Below are 16,326 nucleotides of genomic sequence, written 5' to 3' on the forward strand. Positions count from 1 at the left end.
AGCGAACCGGTGTCCACTTCGCTCGAAAATACTCTAATCGGCGTTCTGCCGATGCCAGTCCTCGATCTGCGCCAGCACGGTTGCGAGATCCGATACGTCGACATAGCGGCGGCCGAGGTCGCGCAGATTGTCCTTGTGCGGCTGCTCCTCGATATCGCCGACGCAATCCTCCGGCACGATGGTGCGATAGCGGTAGCTGAAGCTGTCGATCGAGGTCGCGCGGATGCAGCCGCTGGTGTTGCAGCCGGTGACGATGACTGTGTCGACGCGCTCCTTGGTGAAATAGTCGCTGACGCCGGTGTTGAAGAAGATCGACGGGCCTTTCTTGCACACCGTCAGGTCATAGGCCGGATCATGGATTCGCGGATCGAGCGCGGCACTGGGGTGGTCGTGGCGGAAGGTCTCGCGCACCGCCGTGATCTTCCAATAGGGCATCTCGCGCTCGTTCAGATAGGCCGTGTTGCAGACTGCGACGGGCACATTGTAGCGCCGCGCGACCTTGAGCAGCCGCTCGGTGTTCTCGAGCGCCCGCATCACCAGGGGCGCGCCGCCGAGCGGGTATTGCGGGTCGGTGAAGCCGAGCTGGAAATCGACGACGACGATACCAGGCTTCTTGCCGAAGCCGACGGGAATCTCGCCATAGCTGCGATTTGCATAGTCATCCGACATCATCTGGCTCCATCATGTGGGGATAGGACTGGTGTTCGCGCGCCATCTTCTATCGCTATAAAAAAGCAAGCAAGATTGTTTTTTTAACAAAACCCGCTATCCTGCCATCCAGCGCATAATGCGTGGCCGGTCATTGCAGTCGGATGGCGTCATGGAAAAATCGTCGAGACAACAGCAATTGCGCAGCGTCCTGACGCGGGAAAGGCTGATCCAGGCCACGCTCGACGAGGTTTTCGAGGTCGGCTACCACGCCGCGACCACGCAGGAGATCGCGGTGCGCGCCAGCGTCTCGCGCGGCGCGCTGCTGCATCACTTTCCAATGCGGGCCGACATCGTGCTCGCCGCGATGGAGGCCTTGCTCGAGGACGGCACCAGGCAGATCAAGGCGGTCGCCGGTGAATTGCAGGACGGCAAGGTCTCGCTCGGCGATTTCGTCGAATTCCTGTGGCGGCTGTTTTCCGGCCGCTTCTTCTACCTGTCGCTGGAGATGATCACCGAGGCGCGCAACGATGCAAGCCTGCGCGAGCGCATGATCCCGGTGGTGAAGCGCTTCCACGACGCGCTGGACGAGATCTGGCTGGCCTTCTGCGATCCGCAGCGCCGCGCGCCGCGCCAGGCGCGCATCATCCTCAATCTGACCGTCTGCCTGATGCGCGGCATGGGCGTGCAGACCGTGCTGCGCCCGGAGCCCGGCTACTATCGTGAGATGATCGAATCCTGGAAAGCCATGCTGCCGCACATCATCGACGGCGCAGCGGGAGACATCATGTTCGCCAGGCCGGTCACCAATGAAGAAAGTCGGTGAGAGACTGCCTACAAGCCATTGGCAAAGCGATCTTACAAAGCGAGAGCCCATCGCAACGAAGACTGAGTGATCCAGGCTTCGGGATCAATTTAAGTTCCATAATATGTCTTATGCGAATCATATCAGCAGGCGCAAAGTTGGAATATTGCACCGTGGCAAACTAGGAATGTCACACTCCCCCGCAGTTTAGCGGGCGCGCCGGTAATGCATGGCGACGGCGCCGCTGCGGAGCGGCGTGGCCGAGATCAGCTCGAGCCGTCGCGTGCTGGGCAGCCCGCTCTGGTAGAGGGTTGGGCCGTGGCCGGCGATCCTGGGGTGGACGAGGAGATTGTACTCGTCGATCAGATCCAGCCGGTCCAGCTCGGTCGCGAGCTTGCCGCTACCCAGGAGCACGCCGGCCGGGGTCGCGTCCTTGAGCCTTTGCACGCCCGTGCGCAGGTCGCCGGCGATGTGGTGGCTGTTGGTCCACGGGAAGGCTTTTCGCGTCGACGACACCACGTACTTCGGCTTGGCCTCCAGCTTGACCGCCCACTCGCGTATCGCCGGCGGCGCCTCCTCGTCGCCGCCGGCGACTGCCGGCCAGTAGCTCTCCATCATCTCGTAGGTGACGCGACCCCACAGCATCGCCCCGCCCTCGTCCATAAGGCGTGTGAAGAAGGCGTGCGTCTCGTCGTCGGCAATTCCCTCCTGGTGGTCGACGCAGCCGTCCAGGGTGACGTTGATGCTGAAGGTCAATAGTCCCATGCGGCGAGTCTAAGCCATTCAATGGAGAACACGTAGGCCAATTGCTCGTGGTTGATGTTGAACTTCCGCAATGGCCCGAACTTCCCCGTTGGCTGCTTTCCGGGGAGCGGACATTCGGCACGGACAGCATCCAAACTAGATTCCAGCCCGATCAATCCGCTAGCTGGAGCCCCCTCCGCGTGGCGGCGAAAAACGCAAATCTCACCGCCTCTGCCGGGGTTGTGTGGCGAAGGGAGCGAAGACCATAGTGCTGGAGGTGGCCGGCAAACCAAGCCTGAACGCCTTGGACCTCGGGGCCGTCAGCTGTGCCAATCCCCACGATCAGCTGCGCATTGAAACTCGGATTTCGCCTCCCCCTCCTCCACCCCCGGGATCTCCCGCCGGTTGGGCAGGATACGCATTTGGCCGACATGATCATCGTACAGGCTGAGATCAGAGCCGACCTTCCTACGGCAGTCGGCAATTTGGCTCGGCCCGCAATTCATTAGAAGAGCTAATCTGTCCTATTCGATCAAGATGTCTAATCGAACATTGGGAGGCACATTAGGTTCCTCGTGAGCTGACGCAGCAAACGAGGGGCTGATGCCTTCAATCAACGGATTATTCTCTGCACTGGCATTGCAGCTGGGCGCCGCCCTATTGGCCTTGGCGCCGGTGCTCGCGCAGCAGACGAACAGGGCAGAGCCGCTCGTCATTCAGGAACAAGGCAGCTTCACGGTGGGCGGCGCGGTGGTGAAGACCCCCGGAACCTACGATAACAACAAGCCCACGGCCGAAGGGCAAAGCCTGCACGGCGACCATCTCTACGCCTTCTATCAGGTTCCGCAGAGCCCCAAGGCGCCACCCATCGTCATGCTGCACGGCGCCTTCCAGTCGGCGCGGAGCTGGGAGACGACCTCGGACGGGCGCGAAGGCTTCCAGACCCTCTTCCTGCGTCGCGGTTTCCCGGTCTATCTGGTCGATCAGCCGCGCCGCGGGCGCGCCGGTAACAGCACCGTCGCGACGACGATCGAACCTACCCCCTACGACCAGCTGTTCTTCGATCAGTTCCGGCTCGGCAAATGGCCGAACTACTTCGACAACGTCCAGTTCGACCGAAAGCCTGAGACGCTGGACCAGTTCTTCCGCTCGGTCACGCCGAACACCGGAGCATACGATGCCGGCGTCATTTCCAACGCGATGGCGGCGCTGTTCGTCAAGACCGGTCCGGCGATCCTGTTCACCCACTCGCAGGGCGGCGGTCCGGGCTGGCTGACCGCGATCAAGAATCCTAACGTCAAAGCGATCGTCGCCTTCGAGCCGGGCAGCGGCTTCATCTTCCCGGAGGGCGAACTGCCCCCGGCTATGCCGAGCGCAGCGGGCACGCTGGCGCCCGAAGCGGTGCCGCAGGCGGATTTCCAGAAGCTCACCCGCATCCCGATCGTCATCTATTATGGCGACAATTTTCCGGTCGAACCGACCACGGAGCGCGGGCAGGACAATTGGCGGGTGCGGCTCGCCATGGCCAAGCTCTGGGTCGCCGCCGTCAACAAGCATGGCGGTGACGCGCGCCTCGTGCATCTCCCCGAGATCGGCATCAAGGGCAATACGCACTTCCTGATGTCGGACCTGAACAATATCGCGATCGCGGATCAGGTCTCGAAGTTCCTTGCCGAGAAGAAGCTCGACTGAACCGTCTGCGCGAGGGTCGGCGCTACGCGGGCATTGCGCTCCATAACGGGTCAAGGATTGGAGGTCGAAATGACCAACGACGTCGTCAACCAAAAGCGGCGCGAGTTCCTCGGAACCTCTGCGCTTGTTCTCTCAGGTGTAGTTCTAGGAGTTTCAGCAATGGCCAATCCCGCCCTTGTCGCGGCCGACTCCAAGCAAAATCCGTTTGGCTTGGTCTATGGCGGCGCGATCACGAAGAATGAGCCGGGCAAGGTCAATATCCACCCGGTCACATACAAGCTCAACGGGCTGGACATCGTCGCCAACGTCTACATCCCGGCGAACTACGATGCGAAGCAGAAGTATCCCGCCATCGTCGTGGCGCACCCGAATGGCGGGGTGAAGGAACAGGTCGCGGGCCTCTATGCGCAGCGCCTGGCGGAGCAGGGTTACATCACGATTACGATGGATGCGGCCTATCAGGGCGGTAGTGGCGGCCAGCCGCGCAGCGTGGACAAGCCCCAGTTCCGCATCGAGGATATCCACGGCGCGGCCGACTTCATCACCCGCTACGCCGGCGTCGATACGGAGCGTCTTGGTCTGCTCGGTATCTGCGGAGGCGGCGGCTACGCGCTCTCCGCGGCGAAAGCCGACAAGCGCTTCAAGACGATCGCGACGCTGAGCATGTTCAATTCCGGACGGGTTCGTCGCAATGGCTTCGCGGATTCGCAGCTGGGTACCATCCAGGAACGCCTGGAGCAGGTTTCAAAGGCACGCGCCCAGGAAATGGCCGGCGGCGAGATCCTCTATGCCGGCGACGCCAACCTGACGGACGAGCAGATCGCCAAGCTGCCCTTCGAAATGTACCGGCAGGGTTACGAGTACTACTGGAAGAAGCACGCTCATCCCAACTCGACCTTCAAGTACACGATGAGCAGCCTGCTCGACCTGATGCGCTGGGATGCCGCCGACCAGATCGAGCTGATCGACCAGCCGCTGCTGATGATCGCCGGCAGCAAGGCCGACAGCCTGTACATGACCGAGGATGCGTTTCCCAGGGCCACAGGCACGACGGACAAGGAACTGTTCAAGATCGAGGGTGCGACGCATATCGAAACCTACTGGGTTCCCAAATATGTCGACGCCGCGATGGGCAAGCTGACGCCGTTCTTCGCCCGAACCCTTGCTTCCAGCCGCTCATGACCTGCATCCCGGCTCTGTCCGGCAGGTCATGTTCTTCCCCGTGAGGAGTCACGCACCTTGAAGAAGCTCACCAGAACTCTGCTGGCCGCAGCCGGCTTGCTTCTCTCCGGAGGACTTTCCACCATGGCTATCGCTCAAAGCCAGTCCCCTGCCACGTCCACCGCGGCTCCCGCCAAGCCGCCCTCCCGGGCCCAGCAACTGATGGGCGACATCGCCCCCAAACTGGCCGAGCTCACCGACGAGGTGCTGTTCGGAGACGTTTGGGCGCGGCCCGGCCTTTCCCAGCGCGACCGCAGCCTCGTCACCGTCAGCGCGCTGATCGCCTTGAATCGCCCCGACCAGCTCCGCTCGCATGTCGCCCGGGCGCGGCAGAACGGCGTGACCGAAACGGAGATCGTCGAGGCGATCACGCAGCTCGCCTTCTATGCCGGCTGGCCGAACGCCATCACGGCGGTCGGGGTCGCACGTGAAGTCTTCAAGCAGAAGTGACGCCAGGCTTGTGCTTCGACGACGCACCGCGTGACCGCGTTTGCCAGATGAAGGGACTATGATGTTCGCGCCTGCTTTGACACTGCTCGCCATGCTGCTGGCGGCTGCCCCGACCATGGCTCAGAGCAACCAGGAAGTCGTCGTCAAGCGTGCCGGCTCTCAAGCTCCGGGCATCGGCCCCGCCCAGAACTTCACCGGCGCGGTCCGCGTCGAGGGCAGGTTTTTCGGACGTCCGCCGGCGCGGGTCGGCGGCGCCACGGTGACCTTCGAGCCGGGAGCACGGACAGCCTGGCACACCCATCCGCTCGGCCAGACGCTCATCGTCACCGCCGGCCTTGGTCTGGTGCAGCACTGGGGCGGCGCCATCCAGGAGATCCGCCCGGGCGACGTCGTCTGGATTCCACCCGGTGTGAAGCACTGGCACGGCGCTTCAGCGGCGACGGGCATGACCCATGTCGCGATCTCGGAAGCGCTCGACGGCAAGACAGTCGAGTGGCTGGAGCATGTCTCCGACGATCAGTACAGGCGATAGGACCGACGCGACCATGAACATCCCCAAGCTCCAGATCACCGTGGCAGGCCTGTCGATGGCTGCCGTCCTCACGGTGGGCTGGCAGGTCCATGCCGAGGCGACCAGGGCCACCTTTCCCGATGTCGACAAGCTCGTGCACTACACCACCGTTCGGCGTGGCAACGTCACCGAGCACATCATGACGACGCCGGAGGCCATGACGGCGATCAAGGACCGGAAGCCCGTCCCGGCCGGCACGCATTTCGTGCTGGTCGACTATCGCGACGGCAAGCTGTTCCGCTACTTCGTGATGGAGAAGGGCCCGAATTGGGGCGCGGATTACGATGACCGGCGCCGCACCGGCGACTGGCAGTTCCAGTGGTTCTGGCCCGACCGGACGATCAATACGAGCGAGAATACCGCTCGCTGCCAGTCCTGCCACGCCAGCCAGTCGGGAGCGGAGTATCTCTTCACTGGCTCCCGCATTCCCCGTTTCAACGGCACGCCGATCGAGTAGGCGCGGAGATCGCAGGATGAGCCGTCTTTTTCTCTCGCGGCTGTGGCTCGATGGCCTTGCAGCCGCCCTGCTCTTGCTCGGGCTCGCCTATTGGTGGCAGGGCAATCTGGTCCATGAGGTGGCGGGAACGGCGATGTTCCTGCTCCTGATCGCGCACAACCTCTTCAACCGGCGCTGGTGGGGCGGGATTCCGCGGACGCGACGCGAGCCACGCAGCCTGTTCAATCTCGGCGTCACCTTCGCGCTGCTCATCGCCATGCTGGCGCTGCTGGTCACGAGCGTGCTGATCTCGAACGCGTTGTCGCCGTTCCTGCCGCCCTGGGGCGGGTTCACCGTGCGGCAGATCCATACATTCGCCGCCTACTGGGTCCTGGTCGTCGTCGCGATCCATCTCGGCCTGCGCTGGCCGATGCTGATGGGGGTGGCGCGCAACCTCTCCGGAATCAGGAAGCCGAGCGCGCTGCGAACGCGGGCGCTGCGCATGATCGCGTTGGGTATAGCGCTTTGTGGCGTCTGGAGCGTCGCCGTGTTGGGGCTCGGCGGGAAACTCTCCATGCAGATGACGCTGGATTGGTGGAATTTCGAGGAGGCGGTCGCGGGCTTCTTCCTTCACTGCATGGCAGCCGCCGGGCTGGTGATGGTCGTCACCTATTACGGGCTGAGGCTGGTCCAGTCCGCCCTGCCCGCGAAGCACCGCCGGCCGCGTGAGACCTCGAGCGCTGAGCCCGCTCAAGCACGGCGGGGGTGAGAGGCGATGAGCGACGGACCTCGCCAGCGACCCCGGGCCGCTCCTCCCCCATCGCGGCGGGATTGTCTTGCCCTGCCGCTTCTGGCAGCGCTGCCCGAGAGCGCCCTCGCCCGGCAAGGCGGGGGCGGCGACACGCCCCCTGCCCGCGAGCCTTATGCACGCAAGTCCTATGCAAAGCTGAGCGCCGACAGCACGATCGGTGATCTTCTCTCGCATCCGGCGTTCGAAGGCTTCGCTCGTCGCATCCTGCCATGGGACGACCGGGATTATGACCGGCAGGCGAAGCTCAGCGCCCTCGCCGCCTTGCTGCCCTATCACAGCCATTTCGATATCGCTTCGACGGTCGGCGCGCTGAATCGCCTGATCGATGATGCCGATCGCGGCCGGCAGATCTGCTTCGAGATCTACACGGAAGACGAAAAGCGCGCCGAGCCCGCCAAGGCCAATGCAGGGCTGTTCTTCGTCCGGGGAGAATTGGGGGCGCCCTTCGCCATCATCGCGCCCGGCGGCGGCTTCGCCTATGTCGGCTCGGTGCATGAAGGCTTTCCCTATGCCGCCGCGATCAGCCAGGCGGGCTTGAACGCCTTCGTGCTGAAATACCGCGCAGGCCAGGGCGGTGTGGTGGCGACCCAGGATCTCGCCGCCGCGATCGGCTTCATCTTCCAGAACGCCGCCATGCTCGGCGTTGACCGGCGCGGCTATTCGCTCTGGGGCAGCTCCGCCGGCGCCCGCATGGTGGCCTCGATCGGCAGCCATGGCGTGGCGCGGTTCGGTGGTGAAGAGCTCCCCAAGCCGTCAGTCATCGCGATGGCCTATACGGCGCATTCCGACCATGCGGCTGAGGAGCCGCCTACCTTCGCGGTTGTCGGCGAGCGGGACGGCATATCTCCCCCATCCGCCATGAAGCGGCGCATCAGCGACTTGCGACGCGTTGGAGCCGAGGTCGCGTATCGCGAATATCCGGGCGTCGGCCATGGCTTCGGGCTCGGCATCGGGACAAGCGCTGAGGGCTGGATCGGCGACGCCATCCGGTTCTGGCGGCGGCATCAACCCCGATAGCGCAGAACGTCGATGAGAACAGACAGTGCCGACGATGAATGCCGACGGCTCGGATAATAGAGGTGATAGCCCGGAAACGGCGCACACCAGTCGTCCAATACGCTTACGAGGCGGCCTTGCTGCATATGCGGGATCGCCTGATCCTCCGGCATATAGGCAAGGCCAAGTCCATCCAGCGCCGAATTGAGCCGCATGGCGAGACTGTTGAACACGAGCTGGCCCTCGCCACGCACCTTGACCTCATGGCCGTCCTTTTCGAGCCTCCAGGCGAACAGGCCGCCATAGGTCGGCAGGCGAGACGCGATGCAATTATGGGACGTCAGATCCTGAGGGGTTCGCGGAACACCGTAGCGCTCGAAATAGGTTGGCGATCCAACGATGGCCATGCGCATCTCGGGGCCGATCCGAACCGCGACCATATCCTTCGCGACCTGTTCGCCCAGGCGCACGCCCGCGTCGTAGCCCGCTGCAACAATATCGACCAGACCGTAATCGACGATGATCTCGACCTTGATGTCGGGATGGTCAGGCAGGAACCGTCTTAAGGCCGGTTGCAGGATTGAAATCGCCGGGTGTTCTCCGGCGGTGATGCGGATCGTGCCAGCTGCCTTGCCCCGTAATTCGCCGAGCGCTGCGATCTCCGCCTCGATCTCCTCGAAGCGCGGCCCGACCGTCTCCAGCAATCGGATGCCGGCCTCAGTCGGCGCGACGCTGCGCGTCGTGCGGGTGAGCAGCCGTAGCTTAAGGCGCTCCTCGAGCCCCTTGACGGTCTGGCTCAGCGCCGACTGCGATACGCCGAGCTTGGCGCCGGCCTTGGTGAAGCTGCGCTCTCTCGCCACCATGGCAAAGGCGGCGAGATCGTTCCAGTTCGGCTGCGCCATTGATTAGAGTGCCTAATGAGCTCTTTCGGATTGCGGCACCTAATCATCACAAACCTCCGCCACTAGCAACGCCAGGCCGGCGGCAGGAATTGCGCAGGGCGGGTCATTGAGCCCGTCACGCGTCGTCGCGTGGAGGTTCTGGGCGCCTCGGAGGCGCCATGCCGCACTGATCATGGGGACGGACTGACGCGTCGGTGCGCTGGAGGCGACCTTCGTCAAGGCCCCCTCCTCCGATCAAACGAGCCGATGCGGCGGAAAGGCCGAGATGTGGGGCCTCGTCGCGGCACGTTGCAGCAACGACACATCGGTCGCCGCCGGTGCGTCCGTTCGTTTCTGTCCCATTCGGCGTTCGCTCAAGTCCAAGTCTATCACCTGCGGACACCATAGAGAGCCGTTAGGGAATATGACGGAAATGCGGAAACAGAAGAAGACTACATCCAGTTTATTTTAATTCAAAACTGAAGACAAGACCTCCACCCGGAGAATGACTCCGACATTGCTTTCCGCTCCCAGCGGCTTTCTAAAAGAGATTGACGGGCACCAAGATGACAAAGCTCCTTTCGTTCACGGTAAGCCTCGCCGCCCTGTCAGCGGCCACCGCCGCCTTCGGCCAGGCCAATCCGAGCCCCGTCATCAATCTCGACACGATCACCGTCACGGCGGCGCGCACCGAGCGCAGCACCGCGGAGACACCGCAATCGGTCCAGGTCCTGGATCGAGCCCAGATCGAGGAGCAGCTCAAGTTCAGCCCGAGCGCTGCCGCCGCTCTCGGCAAGCTGGTGCCCGGCTATTCGATGTCCACGCAGACGGTGTCCAGCGCCTCGGAAAACTATCGTGGGCGCGATCTGCTCGTGCTGGTCGACGGTGTGCCGATGACCACGCCGCTGCGCGATGTATCGCGCATCCTGTCGATGATCGATCTCAACTCGGTCGAGCGCATCGAGGTCGTGGCCGGCGCTTCGAGCCTCTATGGCGCCGGCGCGACCGGCGGCACGGTCAATTTCATCACCAAGAAGGCGGCAGAGGGCAAGCCGACCGTCACGGTCAACACCGCGATGCGCGCCTTCACGCAGAATATCGGCCGCTCGCTCGCTCCGGAGGCCTCCGTCACCGTCTCCGGCAAGATTCCGAACGGGTTCGACTACCTGGTCACGGCCAGCGGACGCGGCGCCGGCCGCACCTATGACGGCGCCGGCCGTGAATTGCCCTCGGACGGCCTGCTCGGCCAAGGCGGCGGCGACCGCTACAAGGCCGGCAACCTGCTGGCCAAGCTCGGCTATGATTTCGACACGAGCAAGCGCATCGAGATCAACGGCTCGCTGATCGCCTTCGACCAGGACCCCAAATATCTGACGAACTACGCCGCCCCCTACGCCCGCCCGGACCGGACGCGGCTTTATCCCGGCCAGAACGTCATCGAGGATACCAAGTCGCTCTCGCTACGCTACACCGACAAGGATTTCGCGCTCGGTAGCCTGAGCGTGCTCGGCTACTACAACGACATCAAGAAGCGCTTCAATTATTCCACCTTTGCATACCCTTACAACACGCAGGTCTACTACTCCTTCAACCCGCTCTCGCCGACGAGCCCGGACAATCAGACGACGCTCTACTCCCAGCGCGGCGGCGTGAACGTCACGATCGACACCTCGCTCGACCGGCTCCTGCCCGGAGCAAAGCTGACCTGGGGCGGCGACGTGATCCAGGACCGCACCTGGCAGACGCTGACCAACGGCCAGGACGTCTTCACGCCATTGAAGCAGACGACCACCGCGGGCTTTGGCCAGTTGCAGATCCCGATCGGGGAGCGGATCGTGCTGCGCGGCGGCTTGCGTTACGAGCATTTCGCGCTGTCGGTCAGCGACTATGTCCGCCCGGCCGCCTATGCGGCCGTGGCCGCGAACAATGCGCTCGGCTATCAGAGCTTCGTCCTGCCCGCCCTCAATGTGACGGGCGGCAATTTCGACTATTCGGCGCTGACCGGCAATCTCGGCGCGACGGTCAAGCTGTCTGATACGAGCGAAGTCTTCGGCGGCTGGTCGCAGGGCTTCGCGCTGCCCGATGTCGGCGCCTTCACCCGGCGCGCCGGTCTCTCGACCGCCTATGCCTGCACCCTGGCCAATATCAACTGCCTGCCGGCCAGCCGCCGCTCGATCAGCTTTGCCTCGATCGCGCCCGAGGCGCAGATCGTCAACAATTACGAGCTCGGGGTGCGCGGCAGCTACGGCGCCTTCAAGGGATCGCTGACCGGCTATATCAGCACCTCGGACGACGGCGTGACCTTCGATGCCACCACCAACACGCTCTCGCAGCAGAAGGAGCGCATCTGGGGCGCTGAGGCGACGGCGGATTACGCCTTCACCGAGCAGTTCACCATGGGCTCGGTCGTGTCCTATCGCGAGGGCCGCTACGACACGAACAAGGATGGCAAGCTCGACAGCTATCTGCCCAATAACCGCATCGGCTCGCCCTGGCGCGGCATGCTCTATGGCAGCTATCGTTTCGTGAACGGCATGCAGCTGCGCCTCGAGGGCGAAGGCTTCTCGGACCGCGACGTCGCCATCGACCTCACGGGCACCCGCTACAAGCTGAAGGGCGCCGTGACGATGAACGCCGCCTTCACCGCGCCGGTCTGGGAGGGCGAGGCCTATGTCGCGGTCAACAACCTGTTCGACCGGGCCTATCAGAACCCGACCGCGACCTCGGTGCGCAACCTCGCCAATTATGCCTGGGGCCGCACCGTGACGGTCGGCTTCCGCAAAACCTTCTGACGCATCATGGTCAGCCTCGACATCGGCGCCGACGCGATCCTGACGTTGCGCTACCTCCCGCCCTATCTCGACAGCGACGAGCGCGCCTATCTCGACGCGCTCGCCAGGATCGGCGAGCGCGCCGAGCCGTATGTCCTGCTGACGATCTTCGGCGGCAGGCGGGCGCTTTCGCAGGCTGGCGAGCGCGAGCAGGCGCTCTGGTTCAAGGCGACGAAGGCACGGCTGAGCCAGTTCTGCCAGGCCTGCGCCATCATCCGGCCCGACGCGGACGAGAAGACGGCGGAGATCTTCCGTCGGCTCTGGCCCTTCCCGATCATCGCGGAGCGCGAGGAGGAGGCCGGCCGAGCTTTCCTGCTCCAGCATCAGGCGGCCGTGCCGTGACAGCAACCTCTCCGGCTGGTGCCACCGGCTTCGATGGGCGCGAGCCCATCGGGCGCTACCGCCTGTTCGGCGTTCTCGCCGGGCTCTATCTCGCCCAGTCGATCCCGTCCTATCTCTTCGTCGCGGCGATCCCGCCGATCCTGCGTGAAGCCGGCGTGTCGCGAACCGCGATCGGCTATATGAGCATCCTGCTGCTGCCGCTCGTCATCAAGCTGTTCTGGGCGCCCTGGGTCGATCGCGTCAGGCCCTTCGCGCGGGCGCACCGGGCCGGCTGGGTGCTGATCACGCAGAGTACGACGATCCTCGCCATCCTTGCCCTGATCCCGATCGGCCCCACGAACATCGTCGGCATCGTCGCGGTCGGCTTCATCGCCTCACTGCTGATCTCGACGCAGGACATCGCCACGGATGGCTACGCCGCGAAATACCTGCCGGAGGCCGACCGTGCGATCGGCAATGCGATTCAGGGCGGCGCGATCGCCTTCGGCGTCGTCATCGGCGGCACGCTCGGCCTCGTGCTCTATCACCGCATCGGCTGGACCGGCATGCTTCTCGTCATCGCGGCCGTGTCGCTGCTGCCGCTGGCGGCCGCCGTGCTGATGCGCGAAAGCGATGCTGCCGCGCCGGCGCTGCAGAAGCCCTCATTGTGCGCCTTCCTGCGCCGTCCTGAGGCTCGCCAGATCCTCTGGATCGCGCTGATCTACCGGGCGAGCGAAGGTCTGGTGAAGGCGATGGAAGGCGCTTATCTCGTCGATGCCGGCATCCCGCTCGACCAGATCGGCTACCTCTCCGGCTTCTCGGCGACCACGGCGGGTCTCGCCGGCTCCTTCATCGCTGCCTGGCTGGTGAAGCGGCGCGGCCTGTCCTTCGTGCTCGGCCTGCTCGGCGGCATGAGGACGCTGTGCTTCCTTCTCTTCACCTGCCACGCAATCGGCGTCGTCACCGGCTCCTGGCCCCTGTTCGGTGCCGCCGGCTTCCAGACGCTAATCCGCTATATGGAGATCGTCGCGCTCTATTCGCTGTTCATGGCGGTGACGACCTCCGACCAGCCCGGCACGGATTTCACGATCCTCGCCTGCGCACAGCTGCTCGTCTATCTCGTCGGCTCGATGCTCGCCGGCAAGCTTGCCGACGCGCTCGGCTATGGCTGGCTCTTCGCGATCGCAACCGCGCTGTCGGCCGTCGCCGTCTTGGCCACGCTGCGCATGCTGCTGCTGTGGCGGCAGTCGAAAAGCGCGGGCGCCAAGGCTTCTTGATTCTGCTGCGGCTCTACGCCTCAACCGCGACGATGGCGCGCTGGTTTGCCCTGATGTCGCGGGGCGCGGCGCCGAAGCGGCGCCGGAAGGTGCGGTTGAAATAGGAGAGATCGCCGAAGCCGACGCCGAAGGCGATCTCGGTGATGCTGGTCTCCCAGGAGCCGGCCGATTGCAGAAGGCGCAAGGCCCTGTCCAGCCTGCGCTGCAGCACGAATTCCGAGAAGGTCGTTCGTTCGTCCTCGAACAGCTTCTGGAGATAGCGCAGGCTGATGCCATGCCGCTCGGCGATCTCGCGCGCGGTCAGCCTGCGATCCTCGAGCCTCGCCTCGATATCGGATTTGATCGCATTCATCCGCTCGTCGGGTCGATGCCGAGGCTCGCGGCCCGGCAGGCTCTCCGGCGACATGATGTTGACGAGATCGAACATGAAATGCCTGGCGAGTTCGCGCAGTTCGGACGTCCTGATCGGTATCATCCCGCGCAGCAACGCTGCGCCATAGTTGCCGAGCATCTGCAAGGCGTCGTCGCCGGCCCCGAAGACGCGCAGCTCTTGCGCCAGGCCGCGCGCCCGCTCGCTGACCGCATCGGCCGGGATGGTCAGGCAATCGAGACGCGAGATCTGCATCGGCAGCAGCGTCGCCTGGGCAGGCGCCATCAGGAGAATGGCCTCGCGTCCGCCGACCACGGCCCGGCGCGCGCCACAGGTCACGATCAGCGCGCCGTCGGCCGGGCGCAGCAGCAGAGCCTCGCCCTCCGCGCACAGATTTCGCACGGGCAATGAAACTGCCGCACTCGGCGCGAACAATGACATCAGGCCGATATCGGGCTGCAGCCGCAGCATGGCTCTGGCGCCAAACGGAGCCGGGCTCGCCCCGTCGAAAACGAAACGCCGCTCCGCCCTTGCCCCGAGATGAAGGTCGATCTCGGACTGCGGCATCTCGTTGGAGAGCAGCCAGAGCGGGCCAGGCTCCTCCACCAGGGCAGAGCGCCGCCCTCGCCCGGACACAGGGACCGCCTCCTGAGCACTGCGTTTCAGTCCGCTAGGCATTTCGCACCAGTCCAAGAATTCATTTCCACCAGCATGCAAACAAAAGCTACAGAATTCAATTGTTATGAACGCCGCAGAAGTCAAATATGCAGCCATTTCCTGTTTATTCTAATTTAAAACTAGCGAATACCTAAAAGTATAAATGCCTAAATATCCGAGGCTGATCCGCACGACGGCCGATGTTTCCGCTGAATTAAGAGAAATTTGGACGCGATATGCTTTCCGCAGCAATTCATCATTGCCTTTTTGCATTGGCGCGTTCCAGCGAAGCGGAGGCGGCTGGCGGCGCGCGAACTTATGGGGCCTCGCGATGACCGCGCGGCGGTTCGATATAAGCGAGCGCCAGGGCGATTGCCGCTCCGAGCCCCGTGCAGATGAGAAAGGGCGCGAGCGGCGACAGCGCGAAGGCGAGCCCGCCACTCAGCGCGCCCGCGCCCTGCCCCAGCACATGCACGCTGGCGAGCCAGCCCGCGGCGGCGGCCTGCTCCCGCGGCGCGATCCTGCCGACGAGCCAGGCCGTATAGGAGGGCGTCGCAAGCGCAATTCCGCCACCGGCAATCATGGCGCCGAGCATGACGACGAACACCGAAGGGGCGAATCCTGCTGCGGCGCTGCCGAGAGCGAAGACGACCAGGCCGATACGCAGGCTGCGCAGGATTCCGCCCCTGAGGCGTGGTACCAGGGCAAGCTGCACCACGATCATCGCCACGGCGACCAGCATGAAGGTCACGCCGCTCCAGCGGGCGGCGGCATGGGCGTCCAATCCAAAGCGCGCCTGCAGGAAGAGGCCGAGCGTGATCTGAATCTGGCCGAGGCCGAGCGTCAGGGCGAAACCGACCCCCAGCAAGGGCAAGACGGCGCGCGCCACATCCCAGCGACGGGGAGCTTCCTCCATCTGCCGCTCGGCGGGCGCGATGTCCGGGCCGGCCAGCAAGGCGAGCGGCATGATCGTCATGACCGCGAGCGCCGGCAGCAGGCCCGCCGCACCGGGCAAGGTGACGAGCGGACCGAGAACGCGGCCGACAGACAGTCCGGCGCTCAATCGCGCCAGGGCGGCATGGCGCTTCTCCGGGCTGTTCATCCGCACGATCGCGGCCTGCGCCTGCGGCATCACGCCTGCGGCTGCGGCGCTGTAGACGATGCGCGAACCGGCCAGCAGCGCGAAGGCGAACACGGCAGGCATCGACCCGGCCGTCAGCACGCCCAGGAACACGAGCTGCGCCCCGACCATCAGCCAGGCCAGCAGCCGGAAGCGGCTGCGCAGCCCGCCTTCGCGGTAGCCCCAGGTCGGCGCGGCGGCGAGGAAGGCGAGCGCACCGAGAAAACCGATCGCGCCGATCGCCGGCGCATCGAGCCCCGTCGCCCCCGAGATGATCGGCACCAGCGCCAGCAGCGCCGACTGGCCGAAGCCGACCGTCGCCGCCATGAGCGAGAGTCGAGTCACATCCCTGGCCGCCATTGCAAAACCCTCGAAGCAATCAATCCAAATCACGCCGATACATGCAATGTCTTCGATATCAAAACGAAATATACAATATAGACGAATTCTAATCTAAGAGTATATCAGAAATATCAAGCCGTATACCTCGACAAT

General features: G+C 64.2%; 16 protein-coding genes. 11 read left to right on the forward strand and 5 right to left on the reverse strand.

All coding sequences use genetic code 11. The features are described from left to right. Positions 1–33: 33 nt before the first annotated feature. Positions 34–669: an isochorismatase family protein gene (locus tag ACSQ3P_RS05400; RefSeq protein WP_436164562.1), complete on the reverse strand. Its 636-nt coding sequence runs from the start codon at positions 667–669 to the stop codon at positions 34–36. A gap of 151 nt (positions 670–820) precedes the next feature. Here ACSQ3P_RS05400 and ACSQ3P_RS05405 point away from each other — a divergent pair, with 151 nt between their 5' ends. Beyond that, positions 821–1,474: a TetR/AcrR family transcriptional regulator gene (locus ACSQ3P_RS05405; protein ID WP_436164563.1), complete on the forward strand. Its 654-nt coding sequence runs from the start codon at positions 821–823 to the stop codon at positions 1,472–1,474. Between the two features lie 186 nt (positions 1,475–1,660). Here the strand turns inward: ACSQ3P_RS05405 and ACSQ3P_RS05410 are convergent, their stop codons facing one another. Next, positions 1,661–2,218: a dihydrofolate reductase family protein gene (locus ACSQ3P_RS05410; protein WP_436164564.1), complete on the reverse strand. Its 558-nt coding sequence runs from the start codon at positions 2,216–2,218 to the stop codon at positions 1,661–1,663. 582 nt (positions 2,219–2,800) lie between these two features. Here ACSQ3P_RS05410 and ACSQ3P_RS05415 point away from each other — a divergent pair. From ACSQ3P_RS05415 to ACSQ3P_RS05445, 7 genes are all read left to right on the forward strand, one after another. Next, on the forward strand, positions 2,801–3,889 hold the full coding sequence (locus ACSQ3P_RS05415; protein WP_436164565.1) for an alpha/beta hydrolase: 1,089 nt from the start codon (positions 2,801–2,803) through the stop codon (positions 3,887–3,889). 159 nt (positions 3,890–4,048) lie between these two features. Next, on the forward strand, positions 4,049–5,071 hold the full coding sequence (locus ACSQ3P_RS05420) for an alpha/beta hydrolase (RefSeq protein ID WP_436165166.1): 1,023 nt from the start codon (positions 4,049–4,051) through the stop codon (positions 5,069–5,071). Between the two features lie 123 nt (positions 5,072–5,194). After that, a complete protein-coding gene (locus tag ACSQ3P_RS05425; RefSeq protein WP_436165167.1) occupies positions 5,195–5,560 on the forward strand; it encodes a carboxymuconolactone decarboxylase family protein in 366 nt (121 codons plus the stop codon). A 61-nt stretch (positions 5,561–5,621) separates the two neighbouring features. Continuing rightward, the gene (locus tag ACSQ3P_RS05430; RefSeq protein ID WP_436164566.1) at positions 5,622–6,092 is read left to right on the forward strand and encodes a (R)-mandelonitrile lyase; all 471 of its coding nucleotides are present in this window, start codon (positions 5,622–5,624) and stop codon (positions 6,090–6,092) included. A gap of 13 nt (positions 6,093–6,105) precedes the next feature. Next, complete coding sequence (locus tag ACSQ3P_RS05435) at positions 6,106–6,588, forward strand: cytochrome P460 family protein (protein ID WP_436164567.1); 483 nt, start codon at positions 6,106–6,108, stop codon at positions 6,586–6,588. Positions 6,589–6,604: 16 nt separating this feature from the next. Further along, positions 6,605–7,336 (forward strand): DUF4405 domain-containing protein, encoded by a 732-nt coding sequence (locus tag ACSQ3P_RS05440; RefSeq protein ID WP_436164568.1) that lies wholly within the window; start codon positions 6,605–6,607, stop codon positions 7,334–7,336. 6 nt (positions 7,337–7,342) lie between these two features. Further along, on the forward strand, positions 7,343–8,395 hold the full coding sequence (locus tag ACSQ3P_RS05445) for an alpha/beta hydrolase (protein ID WP_436164569.1): 1,053 nt from the start codon (positions 7,343–7,345) through the stop codon (positions 8,393–8,395). On the opposite strand, the gene ACSQ3P_RS05450 is transcribed toward ACSQ3P_RS05445, so the two are convergent. After that, on the reverse strand, positions 8,383–9,276 hold the full coding sequence (locus ACSQ3P_RS05450; protein ID WP_436164570.1) for a LysR family transcriptional regulator: 894 nt from the start codon (positions 9,274–9,276) through the stop codon (positions 8,383–8,385). The two genes, ACSQ3P_RS05445 and ACSQ3P_RS05450, sit on opposite strands and share 13 nt — an antisense overlap. A gap of 545 nt (positions 9,277–9,821) precedes the next feature. On the opposite strand from ACSQ3P_RS05450, the gene ACSQ3P_RS05455 reads away from it, so the two are divergent. From ACSQ3P_RS05455 to ACSQ3P_RS05465, 3 genes are read left to right on the forward strand one after another with little or no spacing between them, the layout of a single operon-like run. Continuing rightward, a complete protein-coding gene (locus tag ACSQ3P_RS05455; protein WP_436164571.1) occupies positions 9,822–12,047 on the forward strand; it encodes a TonB-dependent receptor in 2,226 nt (741 codons plus the stop codon). A gap of 6 nt (positions 12,048–12,053) precedes the next feature. After that, positions 12,054–12,428: a hypothetical protein gene (locus ACSQ3P_RS05460; protein ID WP_436164572.1), complete on the forward strand. Its 375-nt coding sequence runs from the start codon at positions 12,054–12,056 to the stop codon at positions 12,426–12,428. Beyond that, the gene (locus ACSQ3P_RS05465; RefSeq protein ID WP_436164573.1) at positions 12,425–13,684 is read left to right on the forward strand and encodes an MFS transporter; all 1,260 of its coding nucleotides are present in this window, start codon (positions 12,425–12,427) and stop codon (positions 13,682–13,684) included. Before ACSQ3P_RS05460 ends, ACSQ3P_RS05465 begins: the two co-directional genes overlap by 4 nt. 13 nt (positions 13,685–13,697) lie before the next feature. Here the strand turns inward: ACSQ3P_RS05465 and ACSQ3P_RS05470 are convergent, their stop codons facing one another. Both ACSQ3P_RS05470 and ACSQ3P_RS05475 read right to left on the reverse strand, forming a co-directional pair. Next, entirely contained in the window at positions 13,698–14,690 is a 993-nt protein-coding gene (locus ACSQ3P_RS05470; RefSeq protein ID WP_436164574.1) for a helix-turn-helix transcriptional regulator, read from the reverse strand. Positions 14,691–15,027: 337 nt separating this feature from the next. After that, positions 15,028–16,158: an MFS transporter gene (locus ACSQ3P_RS05475; protein WP_436164575.1), complete on the reverse strand. Its 1,131-nt coding sequence runs from the start codon at positions 16,156–16,158 to the stop codon at positions 15,028–15,030. Positions 16,159–16,326 lie beyond the last annotated feature (168 nt).

It is taken from the genome of Allobosea sp. LjRoot9 (assembly GCF_964252745.1).
Lineage (GTDB): Bacteria > Pseudomonadota > Alphaproteobacteria > Rhizobiales > Beijerinckiaceae > Allobosea.